Source organism: Legionella pelazae, assembly GCF_052527395.1.
The window spans coordinates 117,859-132,198 of record NZ_JBNVZS010000008.1 but is presented as its reverse complement, the minus strand read 5'-3'; the positions used below and the strand labels follow the sequence as shown (position 1 = coordinate 132,198).

Below are 14,340 nucleotides of genomic sequence, written 5' to 3'. Positions count from 1 at the left end.
TTCTCACTTAAAAGTTTAATGTAAACCTTGAATATAATAAGCGACCGCTTCCATATCTTCTGGGCTCATACGATGGCTAATATCACGCATAATCTCATTTAAATCATTACTGCGTTTACCTTCCTTAAATGCTTGCAATTGAGCAATGGTATATTGAGCATGTTGCCCTGATAATACAGGAAAGTTTGCTTGCTCGTTTCCTGTTCCTCTGGGACCATGACAAGCAATGCATGCTGTAATATGTTTATTTAAATCACCACCGCGATAGATTGCTTCACCTTGTTTAACATATTTTTGCGGTGAAGCGCCCTGGGCAAGAGGTAATTTAGCATAATAAGCGGATAAATCTTTAATGTCTTGATCGGTTAGGGTTGCTGCAATAGTTGTCATAACAGGCACATTGCGAGTAGTGGCCTTTTTATAGTCATATAATTGCTTTTCTAAATAAGAGGCGTGCTGGCCAGCAATATTAGGCCAAAGTGGATTTGTGCTATTTCCTTCTGGGCCATGGCAAGCAACACAGGTTGCGGCTTTCCCTGGCGCCACTAAGGTATTATCAGCGGCTTGTGCAGCGAATGTATATGTAATAGTAATAGCAAAGACTATTTTTTTCATCCTAACCCCAGAATTATCCTTCATTTATGGTACACTGCTTAAGCGAAAATCCCAAAATGAAAATGTATAATAATGTTAAATAATCCGTATTCAAAGGCCTATTTTTTACAAAGTGCAGCACGAGTTTCACAACTACCACCTGACACTGGTTATGAGGTTGCTTTCGCAGGCCGTTCTAATGCTGGTAAGTCAAGCGCTTTAAATTGCTTAACAGGTATTAAGCAATTAGCACGTACTAGTAAAACACCAGGACGTACCCAGCTAATTAATTTATTTGCTCTTGATGATGAGCGACGTTTAGTTGATTTGCCTGGTTATGGTTATGCTAAGGTAGCTCTACACATTAAACAAGATTGGCAGAAAAACTTAGCTCATTATTTAGAGACGAGAAAGTGTCTTTGCGGTTTAATTTTATTGATGGACTGCCGGCATCCGCTCAAAGATCTTGATCAAACGATGGTAGAATGGGCTGTAAACAGACAAATACCTGTGCACATTTTATTAACCAAGGTCGATAAAATTAGCCGTAGTGAAGCTAGAAATACTGTATTAAAAGTACGTAAACATTATCACTTATTCCCCGACTTAGTTACGGTACAACTTTTTTCTTCTTTAAAAAAAGAAGGCATTGAAGAATTAATTAGTCTATTAAATAACTGGTATCAGTGGCCGGCTGATGCAGATCTAAGTGAAAAATAATGAGTGCGTTAGTTTCTCTTATAAAGAGTCTTTGCCTAAAATCTTTTTAAGAATTCGATAAAACTTTAGCAGTTAATATCACTTCACTGTTTATCTGCTTATTTATTAAAGTTAATGGTCATTCTTATCATTAAATAAATCATCTATGACTTGCGGATTAGCCAGAGTTGATAGATCACCAAGTTCTTCAGGTGAACTTACGTTTTTACTTGCTACTAATCGCAATACACGGCGCATGATTTTACCGGAGCGTGTTTTAGGTAAATCATTAACCCAGCGAATAATATCGGGTTTAGCAATAGCCCCAATAGCTTCTTTTGCATTCTCAATAAGTGTGTTTTTTAATTCTTCGCTAGGTTTACAACCTGTTTTTAAAGTAACGAAGGCATAAATGCCTTGACCTTTAATTTCATGAGGTACGCCGACAACTGCTACTTCAGCAACGTCAGGGTGGGCGATTAATGCGCTTTCAATCTCTGCTGTCCCTAGCCTATGGCCAGAAACATTTAAGACATCATCAATTCGACCATTAATCCAATAATCACCCTCTTCATCACGACGAGCGCCGTCACCGGTAATGTAGTAGCCGTTATGAAAATAGCTATTACAATAACGCTCATGATCGCCTGCGATTGTTCTTGCTATAGAAGGCCAAGGTGCTTTAATGGCTAGTATACCCTCACTTGGTCCTTCAATCTCATTATATTCTTCATCAAGAATGACAGGATAAATGCCTGGTAAAGGCTTACATGCAGCGCCCGGCTTAAAGGATTGCTCATTCTTATATTGTGGGCTAAGCATAATACTGCCTGTTTCTGTTTGCCACCACGTATCTACGATTGGGCAACGCTTTAAACCGACTTTCTCATAATACCAAAGCCAAACATCTGGATTAATGGGTTCACCAACACTACCTAAGAGACGCAATGATTTTCGGCTCGTGTTTTCTAGCCACTGTTCACCTTCACGAATTAGAGCCCGGATAGCGGTGGGTGCTGTATAAAATACATTCACCTGATATTTATCAATTATTTTCCAGCAGCGCGAAGGATCAGGCCAGGTAGGTACGCCACCAAATACTAAAGTAGTAATGCCATTGCATAGTGGACCATAGAGTAAATAACTGTGGCCCGTTATCCAGCCTATGTCTGCCGTACACCAAAAAATGTCTGTTGGCCTACAATCGAAAACTTGCTGAAAACTGTAAGCTACTTGGACTAAATAGCCGCCTGTTGTATGAATTAAGCCTTTAGGTTTACCCGTACTACCTGATGTATAAAGAATAAAAAGAGGATCTTCTGCGTCCATTATTTCAGGTGGACACTCAGCATTAACCGTACTTTTTATTTCATGCCACCAGTAGTTTTTTGTAGGATCAAAAGGTATTTTTTCTTGACTGTGTCGAATGACTAGGGTTTTTATAGGCAAGTGCTTACTGGCTTCATCAGCATGCTCTTTTAGAGAGAGTAGCTTACCTGAGCGCTGAAAACTATCACTGGTAATAAGTAGCTTACATTGTGAAGCTTCTAAGCGCTGCTTTAGAGCCATTGCTGAGAAACCAGCGAAAACAACGGTATGAACTGCACCTATACGTGTACAAGCAAGCATAGTGATAACAGCTTCTGGAATCATAGGGAGATAGATAGCAACAGTATCACCTTTTTTTATACCTAATGATTTAAGTCCATTTGCCATCAGGCAAACTTCATGGTGGAGTTCAGAAAAGGTTAATGATTGTTGTTTATCTTCATTATCACCTTCCCATAAAATAGCTGTTTGATGTGCTTTTGTTGGCAAATGTTTATCTAAACAATTAGCACTAATATTTAATTTGCCATTAAGAAACCACTGAATTTTACCTTCGTTAAAATCACCACTCGATACAATATCCCAAGGTGCAATCCAATCTACATACTTTTTAGCAATGTTAGCCCAAAAGCTATCTCTTTGTTCTTGCCCATCCATGATTTACCTTTTTATAGTTTTAATGATTGCTGAGAAATCGAGCTGGCCTAAGCCTTCTTCATTAAATTGCTGATAAATTGCTGCTGCTTGTTTACCTAAGGCTGTTTCGATATTAACCTTTTTAGCAGCTTGCTGGCTTAATAATAAATCTTTGAGCATCATAGCGGCTGTAAAACCTGCTTGATAGTCTCGATTGGCAGGCACATCAGGAAGAAGGCCAGGAACAGGTACATAATGACTAAGTGCCCAGCATTGCCCTGAGGAGTTATTAACTACTTCAAATAACTTGTCAGAGGCAAGTCCTAATTTTTCTGCAAGCACAAAGGCTTCTGAGACTGCAATCATGCTGATTCCTAAAATCATATTGTTGCAAATTTTCGCTGCTTGTCCACTGCCAGCAGGACCGGTGTGAAAAATTTTTTTACCCATCACCGTAAGTAGAGGTTTAGCCCGTTCAAACGCTTCTGTTTCACCGCCTACCATAAACGTTAAGGTTGCTGCTGTAGCACCTTTAACACCACCTGATACAGGAGCATCAATCATTGGCAATTGATGTTTTATAGCTTGCTGATAAAGCACCTGGCAAGTGGTAACATCGATTGTTGAACAGTCGATATGTAGGGTAGACGGTGAGGCAGCTGTATAGAGCCCATTATCAAGACAGACCTGTTGTACCTGTTCTCCGGTTTGGAGCATAGTAATAATAACATGTTGACTACTCGCTGCTTGTTTTAAATTTAATGCAGCAATGCCACCTGCACTAACAAAATGTTCTAAAGCAGCTGGTTGTAAGTCATAACCTGTTACTTGATGGCCTGCTTTAACTAAATTAATTGCCATTGGCAGACCCATATGTCCTAGTCCCACAAATCCAATGCGAGCCATTCTCTCTCCAATTGACTGTTTAATATGTTCACTTGCGTTTGATAGCTTAGTAAGCGTTTAAGTCCTATCTCGGCAGTTAATTTAATGGGTTGGCATTACAAAAGCATTAAGAGCGCTTTTATGCACAGGCCATCTGCTAGTTACGGTTTTAAGCCGAGTATAGAAGTGGATACTTTCTGTCCCATGCATATTAGTATCTCCAAAGGCAGAATGCTTCCAGCCGCCAAATGGATGACTTGCAACAGGCACAGGGATTGGAATATTAATACCAACCATGCCTACTTGAACCTGCTGACTATATTCGCGCGCAAAATAGCCATCTTTAGTGAAAATTGCAGTGCCATTACCATATTGATGTCGATTAACTAAAGAGATCGCTTCATCTAAATCATTAACCCGTAGTATGACCAAGACCGGGCCAAAAATCTCGTTTTGGTAAATTGACATCGATTCTTCAACCTCGTCAAAAAGCGTTGGCCCTAAATAGAACCCTTGTGAATGAGTCGGATGCTTAAAAGAACGGCCATCTATAAGTAACTTAGCGCCTTCTTGAACACCTTTATCAATAGCTTGAATAACTCGTTCTCGATGTTCTTTACTAACTAAGGGTCCCATATCACAACCTTGTACGTCGCCTGCTTCAATTCGAATTGCTTTTACTAAAGGTAATAATTTATCCAATAAATAATCAGCTGTATCATTCCCTACTGTAACAACTACAGAAATTGCCATACAGCGTTCTCCTGCAGAACCATAAGCAGCGCCTACAATGGCTTGTGCAGTCTGCTCTAAATCAGCATCTGGCATAACCACGCAGTGATTTTTTGCACCGCCAAAAGTATGAGCGCGCTTGCCATTTTTAATGGCTGTTTTATAGATAAATTCTGCTACAGGTGTTGAGGCAACAGCGGTAAACGCATTAACATCAGGATGTTCTAAAAGATGATTGACAGCATTCTTATCTCCTTGAATGCAATTAGCTACACCTGCAGGTAAGCCTGCATCTGTAAGCAGCTCCAAAAGGCGAACAGGTGCTGAAGGGTCTTGCTCTGAAGGTTTAAGTATAAATGTATTGCCGCAAGCAATAGCCGGAACCATCATCCAGACAGGCACCATAATAGGAAAATTAAAGGGCGATACCCCTGCACATACACCTAGTGGCTGTCTTAATGTGTAACAATCAATGTCAGTAGACACTTCTGGTGTAAAATGGCCTTGCAGCTGAGTTACTAAACCACAATGAAGTTCAACAACTTCTATGGCTCGGGCAACTGAACCTAGCGCATCATCAATCGCTTTACCGTGCTCTTGAGTAACCAACTTTGCTAAATCACGCTGATTTTTTTCTAATAAATCGCGAAATTTAAACAAAATACGCGCCCGTTTTACAGGTGCAGTATGTGCCCAATCGAGCCAGGCTTGTTTCGCTGTTTTAACAGCAAGATCACAAATTTGTTTATCGGCTAAGTTTACAGCGCCAATCTTTTCACCTGTAGCAGGATTGTATAGAGTACGTTGATTTGCACTATTATCATTATCCAGCAGTTTTTGGCCACCAATGTAGTGAGAAACAGTATAGACCATCGCTAAACTCCTTTTTAGGTAAACGTCTTTCAAAAATGTTTATTCTGCGCTAGATGTCTTAAGTACTGGCTATGAATTTAAGTCATCTAAGCCTTAATAAGTAGTTTTGAAAGAAGCAGCCTTCTATTTTATCACTCACAAAATGTAGCCAGCGTTACGTAATAATGACGTATGTTATCAGCAAACAGAGAGCTTCGTGCTTCAATCACTTCAAAGTGGCTATGTTCTTGGGCTTTTTCAAGCGCATTTAAAATTGCCTCATTAAGGCTTTCTTCTGAAAAGCCTGTATAATCGCGTGTTTTTGATATTATCATCCGTTAACCATCCTTTCGTTAATTGGAGAAATTTAGTTTAGCACGATAAACTTTGAAGGTCTTGTTATAAATTATTGACAATAAATTGTGAAGTACAAGGATTTATTCAATAATAAATCACCAACGCGAGCAAGGAAACTTAGCTATGGGAAAAACAATATTACGTGTTGCCGAAGGAATTGAACTCACTTCTACGCTATTGGCTAATCTAAAAAGCATTCTAGGCCAAGACTTAATACTAGAAACTTATTCTACCACTCCAGATTTAGAAGATATTTATACAAAGCGTATTCAAATATTAAATCAGGCCTTTCAATTTATTATTAAAGCAATACCGCCAAAAGGCAATGAAAAAGAATTAAAAGACTATATTTCTTGGTGCTTAAAGGCTTGTAGTATCTCATCTGGCAAATCCCTTTCTGAATATCAAGATACGCTAGCCCGGTTCACAGCTTTGCTTGTTAATGGATTATTGGATTATTGGGAAGACTTTACTTCTTTAGAGGAAACTCAAGCTAGAGATATTGCTATTGAGATGTTAAATAGGGCAGAGCAGTATCTTATTATGAGAGAGGGACGTCCGAATTTAGCTACATTAAGCGCGGAAACGACATTTAATGAACCTAAGTTAATTTTGCAATGGGATGAAACACTACCACCTTATACAGAAGAAACACTTAATGAATTAAAAGCGATTAAAAACAGTACCTTATGGGTTACACCAACATGGTTTAGACAACTTCCTCCTATTTTACAAATTTTTGTGCATATAAGTGAGGTTCAGCCACTTAATAAAGAAGCTCTAAAAAATAGCTTAGGTATATTAGAAGCGCTCTGGAAGTATGTAAAAAATAATATGGAGCAAACGATTTTACTTAAAGATTTAGAAGTTATCGCAGAAGACAAGTTACCTAAGCCTTCTTGGTTTTCTCGCTTAAGTTTAGGCCATCAAAAAGTATTTAGAGAGTTAGCAACAAAGGCTTCTAGAGAGGGATTAAGTTGTGTTGAAAACCAGTTAACTGAGATAGGTAATTTATTAGATAGTATCCCGGCCGATAAAGAGGTTAGAAATATTCCTTACTGGTTCCTAAGGTTACCAGCCTATGAACAATTATTTTTGAAAAAAATCCTTTCAGAAACTAGTAATGTGGCTGACGCCGTGTCTTATCTACCTAGCCGACTACGTTCTTTGCCCCTATTAGCAAACTTTGGTAAACATCAACTACTATTTTTATATCCAGATGGGCGAATAAAAGAATTAGGTCAGGCAAGGCTGCGTTCTAGCCACCTAAGCTCAAGAGATTTAGAAGATGAACCTGCTATTTTAGGTCAAGAGCACAGCAACCGCAATGTAGCGCAAATTTGTCAGTATCTAGGTAAAAGTCGCGCGCTATTTATTCAGACTTTAATTAGCCCCATTGCTTTACCTAGTCAACTATTACCGGATCCACTGCTAGACAAACATAGGCGACATGCTATAGAGCGCCTGCGTTCTGAACACAAAGAAATTAAAATTTATACTACCAATCATCCATTTAATATAGCTAAATACTTAATTTATACAAGTTCTTATGATAAAGATTGCTTAGAGCTATTAACCAGCGTGCAAGAAGAATTATCGCTGCGGAATATTAGCGAGCAAGCTAAAAATTTAAAAATTGATGATAATTTTGCAGCAAATATTGCTAGCCTTCTCGCATTATCTTACGGCTACCCTAAGGCATTTAATCAAATTAGACAATTCATTGAAAATCCGAAGCTTATAGAAGAAATTGGTACTTCTGATGAGCGTTTTATCCAGCAGATTTTTAGTGAATATACTATACCTGAGTCTTTTTGTTCTAGTTTATGGCCAGATAAAGAATTTAATAAAGATAACGTTGTTAAAAGCCTAAATTACTTAATTTCTTTAAAAAGTCGGCCTTTAGCATTTAATTTAGCTAAAAGATTAGCGGACTTAGCACAGCTTTGTTGCGAGTACCATAAAGTGCTTAATTCAGGCTATGGTACAGCAACAATTTTTGATTATCGTTGTAGGGAATTATGGTTAAGTTCAGTTGAGAATTTAATTATTATGTTTATAGAAGGGCTTAGTTATGGTTCCTGCGTGAGTGGTAAGGATAGAAAAGCACTGGAAATAATTCATACCGATACTATGTTAATTTATCATGAAATTTATGGTGCTTGGCCAAGCTTTTTTGATAATAAAGAAGCAAGAGGACATTTTGAACGTATCCTATCGGATTTATATGTTACCTGGCATGCACATGTTCATGCAGGCCGTAATGCCGACGGTGCACAAGGTATTAAAACACCAGCTAATTACTTACCTAAAGATGTAGTAGAAGCCATTAAATTAAAAGCAGGTAAACATGCGTTAATGATAGATGATAGACTAGCTACTAATAATGAAGTTAGGCGGATTGCTGGGATTACATCTTATATTAAACCTGGTTATGCTCGCTGTGTTGCGGCTACAATGCGACTATCTGAACCAAGCTTAGAAAAAATATTGGAAGCAATTAAATTGTTAATAGGTGAAAAAGGATACTGGCAGAAGCAGCTAACTTATCGTATGTTTGCTGCAGCTATTTCACCGAAAGGTATCGCTCAGATCCAACAAATATTTAACGAGGTAATTGAGCCCCAAGGTTTATCTTTAGAATCTAAAATTCGTATGCTTGCTGATATCTATCATATTGTTTTAAATAGGCCAGCAGACTCTGAATTAAGATTGGGTGGAACAAGGACAGTCTATAAAAGTATAATGAGTTTATATGAATCAGCTGATCCCGAAGCTCAAGTTGATTTAGTTTTACAAAAGTTACAAGAAACTAAAACCAAATCTTTTGAAGATAATGTAAAAGAGACAAATCAAGTATTATCAAACTAGCCTAATTTAAAGAGAGTTTATAGATACTCTAAGGGGAGAAAAATGTTAAATATTAATACAGGGATAATTTGTGACATTATTGTCAAAGCGCGGCAATTTCAAGCAAAAGAAGAGGTAAGCTTTCCTGAGATGACGGACGATATGGATGCATCTTATGTTTTAGCTGATTATGCTGACGATCTTGTTTATCAAGAAGTCGTTGGTGCAATTAATAATCTAAGGCCTGATCAGCAAGCAACACTTGTGGCTTTAATGTATTTAGGTAGAGGTGATTATGTGCCTGAGGAATGGAATGAAGCATTAGCTTTTGCAATAGAGCGCTGGACTGAGCATACTGGTGAATATCTGCTTTCTAGGCCAACTATGCCTGATGACATAGAACGAGGTTTAGAGGCTATGGATCTATCATGTGATGAATAATAGAAAAATATAATATTATAGTTATCTTTACCAAACCATCTATTGGACTAAGAGGTGTTCTAAGCCATAATAGAGCGCTTGCAATTGCGTTACCTTTTGACAGCAAAGAATAATACCTGGCATAAAGGAAGCTCTATCAATACTATCATGCATAATAGTTAATGTCTCACCTGGATTACCAAATATTACTTGCTGCCTTGCCATTATACCTGGTAAACGCACTGAATGAACGGGAATTCCATGATACTTGCCACCACGGACCCCAGGAATTAACTCATGACTTCGGTCTTCTATTTCTGATACATTTCGTGTAGCAGCGATCATTTCTGCAGTTTTCATAGCAGTTCCTGAAGGAGAATCAAATTTTTGGGGATGATGAGCTTCAATAATTTCTACTTCTGAAAGATAACGCGCTGCAAGTGTTGCAAACTGCATCATTAGAACGGCGCTAATTGAAAAATTAGGCGCAATAATGCCACCTAATTTTTTGTTCTCGCATAATAATTTTAGATGCTGAATTTGCTCTTGTTTTAAACCTGAGGTGCCAATAACAGGATGCGCACCACTATCAATAATAGTTAAACAATTAGCGTAAACACAATCAGCACGTGTTAAATCAATGACTATTTGTGCTTGTGTAGCAATAATGGTGGCACTTAGATCGTCATGTCGTGATAGAGCGCCAACCAATTTAAAATCAGGGTGATTGGCTATTGTTTCACAAGCAAGAGTACCCATTTTACCACGCGCGCCATTAACGATAACGCCAATCGTCATAATTTAGCTCCTACATTGCAAATATAAGCTACTTATTAACTATTCTTTCCCAAACTTCTTTTTTTTCAGAGCTTGATTTTCTTTTACTGTACGCATTGCCCATATTGTTGCAGGAGGCCAGCCAATTAAAGTGGCTTGCATAAATAGCGCTACTACTGCTCCGCCTGGATTATCATAAATTAATAACACTAACCAAGGAAAAGCAAAAGCAAGAAAGCCCCAAAACATTTTGTTTAACATTTCTAGGTACCCACTTGATTAATTTAATTTAATTTAATATACACAATTCTCACTAATTAGCGACCCTTTTTAATCTAGATCTCGTACAAAATGTTTCGCATTTTACGGGATAATGTTCGTAGCGACATAAAAGAGCCTTTCTTTGATTATATTATTCCTTTAATTAAAAACCAAAGTTTACTACCACCAGTATTAGTTAAATTATTGCATTAAAGCAACAAGTATTGTACCTTAATCCAGCATTAATGGGCGAATTTAGTTTGCCTGCTTTAGTTAAAAAAGAATAATTTTTGCATTATGAGTTAGTTTCGCTTAACATCGCGCAATATTTTCAAACATTGTACTTAAGTTCTTCAATTAAGGTATCAAGCATGAGAAGGTACGAACTTCATCCTTACACTGCTGCAATTAATAAAGCACAAAAAAATCAATCAAAAAAAGCTAAAAGTGATGCATTGTCATGGTTAGCGACAACTTTTCCGCAGGCTTTTGACAGTACAGTGCGTATTCGTCCTTTAAAGGCAGGTATTATGAGCGATATTTTGCAACATGCGGATAAAGCACATTCGTTAGGCATTTCTCGTAGTAAGATTCGTGAAGCCGTTGTCTTATTTACGCGTCGATTAGACTATTTAATTTGTTTAAAAGCTAGAGAAATGCGTATTGATTTAGAGGGAAATCCAGTTAGCCCTGTTACGGAAGAAGAGGCTGAACGTGCTGCGCTTAAAATTAAGAAGCGTATCGAAAAAAATATACGCAATACTCGCAGTACAATGGTAGTTAAACCTGCAAGCAATAATTTATTAAAACAGCCCAACAAAACCAGTTATCAAGCAAGTAATCCTAACCTATCTAGCCATAGTTCTCATGAGGCACACTATATTGAAAAGCCACCACTTTTTAGTACAGCTAATAGTATAAATACTATTCATAAGCAGCCTACGGTGATTGTAAAGCATAAGCCTTTGCGTCAATATGATCCAAGCGCAGTAGCTCGTCTAAAAGAAAAATTGGGCATAGCTCGTAAAAATGAAGAATAGGTTAAAAAGTTATTTCTATTTAGCTAATAAATTGTGATTACAGCATAAGAAAGATAAAGTTCTTTTTATATTGTTAAATGAATGGTATGCCGAAGATGTTTAAGTATAGGATATAGAATCTAAATCAAAATAGGCTAGCTTGATATTAAAATAAGTTTATTTTTTTGTATTAAACGTTGGCTTTATTGAAAACTTAAATAATTTAAGCCACTCATTGGTTAAAGGTTGTATAAAACCCTGCATTTAGCACAGGATTTTATACGTTTATATTTTTATATTAAAGTAGACTTATAAGTTGTTCTGCTTACCCTGAAACCTGGATAATTTCCATACAATTTGTTCCACCAGGTTCACCTATAATTTGGCCACGAGTTAATAAAACAAAAGAACCAACTTGCAACAACTGTAGGCTAATTAAGTGGTGAATGATGGCCTTTTTTATAAGCTCCACTTGTAAAGGATGAAAATCATATAGAATAGGAAAAATATTATTTACTAAACTGAGTTTATTGACTGTCCTAGGGTTTGCGCTAATTGCATAAATAGGTACTTTACTTTGATGCCGCGACATCCAAGTTGCACTCGCACCTGATTCGGTTAATGCAACAATAGCTTTAATAGGAAAGTGATTGGCTGTATACATCGTTGCCATCGCAATAGCTTGATCAGCACGATCATAATGGCACGTGTCTTTCTCAGGTTTGTTATATAGAAAAGCAGCATGCTTTTCAGCACTTAAACAAATCTTATTAACCATTTCAATAACTTTAACGGGATATTGGCCTGTGGCCGTTTCAGCTGACAACATAACTGCATCAGTGCCGTCAAGAATGGCATTTGCTACATCAGATACTTCAGCCCGAGTTGGTTGTGGCTGATAAATCATAGACTCCATCATTTGTGTCGCAGTGATAACGACTTTATCCAATCGTCTTGCTTGTTCAATAATTTTCTTCTGAATAGCAGGAACTTCTGCTTCACCTATTTCGACACCTAAATCACCACGAGCTACCATCACAGCATCAGCAACATTAATAATTTCTGCTAGATTCTCTAGTGCTTCCGTTCGCTCTATTTTTGCAATAATAGGGATGTTAGGTGTATTTAAGTTAGCTAACAGTTGACGTGCTTCTAGAATATCTTTCCCGTCTTGCACAAAGGATAGCGTTAAGTAATCAACTGAAATTTCAACAGCTGTACGCATGTCTTCTTTATCTTTTTCTGTTAAAGCACGCGCAGCTAATCCACCCCCTTTGCGATTTAAACCTTTATTATTTTTTAAAATGCCTCCTTCAATAACCCTACAAAAAATACGTGATTTCTCAATTTTGGTAACGGTTAATTCAATAAGTCCATCATTTAGTAATAAAGTATCTCCAGGTGACACCTCTTGACATAATGCAGAGTAAGTTACGCCTACAAAGGTGTTGTTTCCTAATTCTTTAGTGGCACAATCAAGAATAAATTCCTGGTTAGGAATAAGATTAATTTGACCTTCTTGAAATTTACCAATTCGTAGTTTTGGTCCTTGCAAGTCAGCCATAACTGCAAGCGGTCGATTTAATTCCTGGGCAATCATTCTGGCTGTTGCAATTGTTTTAAGTATAGATTGATCTGCATGGGAGAAATTAACTCGCAATACATCAACACCAGCAGCTAAAATAGCTTTTAAAGTTTCTGGTGAGCTGCAAGCAGGGCCAAGGGTAGCAACAATTTTAGTTCTTCGATGTAGCATGGGCGCGTTCTTCCAAGATAGCCACAGCCGGCAAGACTTTTCCCTCTAAACATTCAAGGAATGCGCCGCCGCCTGTAGAAATGTATGATATTTGTTCGGTTAAATTGTATTGATCAATGGCTGCTAACGTATCACCGCCACCAGCAACTGAAAAAGCGTCACTGTCTGCAATAGCAATTGCTACTGCTCTAGTCCCATAGGAAAATTGAGCAAATTCAAAGACACCAACAGGTCCATTCCAAATAATAGTTTTAGCCTTATCAATAATATCTAGGTATCTACTGACGGTATCTGGGCCAACATCCATAATCATGTCGTCACTAGCAACATTTGTAAGAGACTTATTAAAAGCAGGGCAGTTTTCATTAAATGATTTACCAACTACAACATCTGAAGGTAGGAGAATTTTACAATTATTTTTGGTAGCTGATTCTAAGATTGCTCGTGCTTCATCGAGTAAGTCATCTTCACTAAGTGATAAACCTATCTCAAAACCTTGCGCTCTTAAAAAGGTATTGGCGATACCCCCACCGGGTATAAGGTAATCAACTATTTCTGCTAAGTGATTAAGCAATGATAATTTAGTGGACACCTTTGCACCGCCTACAATAGCAACAATAGGTTTTTCCGGTGCTTTCATTACCGTTTCAACTGCTTCTAGTTCACGTATTAGTAGAGGGCCTGCAGCTGCGATTGGAGCAAATCTTGCAACACCATAGGTGGAAGCTTGGGCACGATGAGCTGTACCAAATGCATCCATAATAAAAATATCACATAAAGCAGCTAATTTTCTCGCTAACTGCTCATCATTCTTTTTCTCACCAGGATTAAACCGTACATTTTCACAAACAACTACTTCTCCTGGTTTAACAGATACACCTTCTAAATAATTTGCCTCAAAGCGCACTGGATAATGTAATTGCCCCGCTAGGTAATTAGCAACGGGCTCAAGCGAGAAACGCCTTTCAAATTTTCCTTCTTCAGGCCGGCCTAAATGTGATAGAACAATCACTGCAGCCCCAGCTTCAAGCGCTTGCTGTAAAGTTGGTATAGCTGCTTGCAATCGCTGATCGCTGGTAATTATTCCATCTTTAATAGGCACATTTAAATCTTCGCGAATTAAGACACGTTTATCACGTAAATCTAATTCACTCATTTTAAGCAAATTCATGA

The 14,340-nt window shown here is 37.8% G+C and carries 13 protein-coding genes; 4 read left to right on the top strand and 9 right to left on the bottom strand.

Going from position 1 to position 14,340, the window contains the following annotated elements; all coding sequences use genetic code 11:
* Window positions 1-15: 15 nt before the first annotated feature.
* Window positions 16-615 (bottom strand): c-type cytochrome, encoded by a 600-nt coding sequence (locus ACQUW5_RS09840; RefSeq protein WP_444991072.1) that lies wholly within the window; start codon window positions 613-615, stop codon window positions 16-18.
* A gap of 72 nt (window positions 616-687) precedes the next feature.
* Here ACQUW5_RS09840 and yihA point away from each other — a divergent pair, with 72 nt between their 5' ends.
* Complete coding sequence (yihA, locus tag ACQUW5_RS09835; RefSeq protein WP_444991071.1) at window positions 688-1,314, top strand: ribosome biogenesis GTP-binding protein YihA/YsxC; 627 nt, start codon at window positions 688-690, stop codon at window positions 1,312-1,314.
* A gap of 111 nt (window positions 1,315-1,425) precedes the next feature.
* Here yihA and acs read toward each other — a convergent pair whose 3' ends face one another.
* From acs to ACQUW5_RS09815, 4 genes are all read right to left on the bottom strand, one after another.
* Entirely contained in the window at window positions 1,426-3,279 is a 1,854-nt protein-coding gene (acs, locus tag ACQUW5_RS09830) for an acetate--CoA ligase (protein ID WP_444991070.1), read from the bottom strand.
* Between the two features lie 3 nt (window positions 3,280-3,282).
* Complete coding sequence (gene mmsB / locus ACQUW5_RS09825; protein ID WP_444991069.1) at window positions 3,283-4,164, bottom strand: 3-hydroxyisobutyrate dehydrogenase; 882 nt, start codon at window positions 4,162-4,164, stop codon at window positions 3,283-3,285.
* Window positions 4,165-4,245: 81 nt separating this feature from the next.
* Window positions 4,246-5,748: a CoA-acylating methylmalonate-semialdehyde dehydrogenase gene (locus ACQUW5_RS09820; protein ID WP_444991068.1), complete on the bottom strand. Its 1,503-nt coding sequence runs from the start codon at window positions 5,746-5,748 to the stop codon at window positions 4,246-4,248.
* A 131-nt stretch (window positions 5,749-5,879) separates the two neighbouring features.
* Window positions 5,880-6,062, bottom strand: coding sequence for a dodecin domain-containing protein (locus tag ACQUW5_RS09815; RefSeq protein ID WP_444991067.1), 183 nt, complete (start codon window positions 6,060-6,062; stop codon window positions 5,880-5,882).
* Window positions 6,063-6,207: 145 nt separating this feature from the next.
* Here ACQUW5_RS09815 and sidP point away from each other — a divergent pair, with 145 nt between their 5' ends.
* Both sidP and ACQUW5_RS09805 read left to right on the top strand, forming a co-directional pair.
* Entirely contained in the window at window positions 6,208-8,955 is a 2,748-nt protein-coding gene (gene sidP, locus ACQUW5_RS09810) for a Dot/Icm T4SS effector PI-3-phosphatase SidP (RefSeq protein ID WP_444991066.1), read from the top strand.
* A gap of 42 nt (window positions 8,956-8,997) precedes the next feature.
* Window positions 8,998-9,375 (top strand): DUF3775 domain-containing protein, encoded by a 378-nt coding sequence (locus tag ACQUW5_RS09805; RefSeq protein WP_444991065.1) that lies wholly within the window; start codon window positions 8,998-9,000, stop codon window positions 9,373-9,375.
* A gap of 39 nt (window positions 9,376-9,414) precedes the next feature.
* Here the strand turns inward: ACQUW5_RS09805 and dapB are convergent, their stop codons facing one another.
* Both dapB and ACQUW5_RS09795 read right to left on the bottom strand, forming a co-directional pair.
* Window positions 9,415-10,152, bottom strand: a complete 738-nt coding sequence (dapB, locus tag ACQUW5_RS09800; RefSeq protein WP_444991064.1) for a 4-hydroxy-tetrahydrodipicolinate reductase — start codon at window positions 10,150-10,152, stop codon at window positions 9,415-9,417.
* Between the two features lie 39 nt (window positions 10,153-10,191).
* Complete coding sequence (locus ACQUW5_RS09795) at window positions 10,192-10,392, bottom strand: hypothetical protein (RefSeq protein ID WP_444991063.1); 201 nt, start codon at window positions 10,390-10,392, stop codon at window positions 10,192-10,194.
* A gap of 371 nt (window positions 10,393-10,763) precedes the next feature.
* Here ACQUW5_RS09795 and ACQUW5_RS09790 point away from each other — a divergent pair, with 371 nt between their 5' ends.
* A complete protein-coding gene (locus ACQUW5_RS09790; protein ID WP_444991062.1) occupies window positions 10,764-11,432 on the top strand; it encodes a ProQ/FinO family protein in 669 nt (222 codons plus the stop codon).
* A 304-nt stretch (window positions 11,433-11,736) separates the two neighbouring features.
* On the opposite strand, the gene pyk is transcribed toward ACQUW5_RS09790, so the two are convergent.
* Complete coding sequence (gene pyk / locus ACQUW5_RS09785; RefSeq protein ID WP_444991061.1) at window positions 11,737-13,167, bottom strand: pyruvate kinase; 1,431 nt, start codon at window positions 13,165-13,167, stop codon at window positions 11,737-11,739.
* Window positions 13,148-14,338 carry a phosphoglycerate kinase gene (locus ACQUW5_RS09780; RefSeq protein WP_444991060.1) on the bottom strand — a complete coding sequence of 397 codons (1,191 nt, stop codon included), beginning with the start codon at window positions 14,336-14,338 and terminating at the stop codon, window positions 13,148-13,150. Before ACQUW5_RS09780 ends, pyk begins: the two co-directional genes overlap by 20 nt.
* Window positions 14,339-14,340 lie beyond the last annotated feature (2 nt).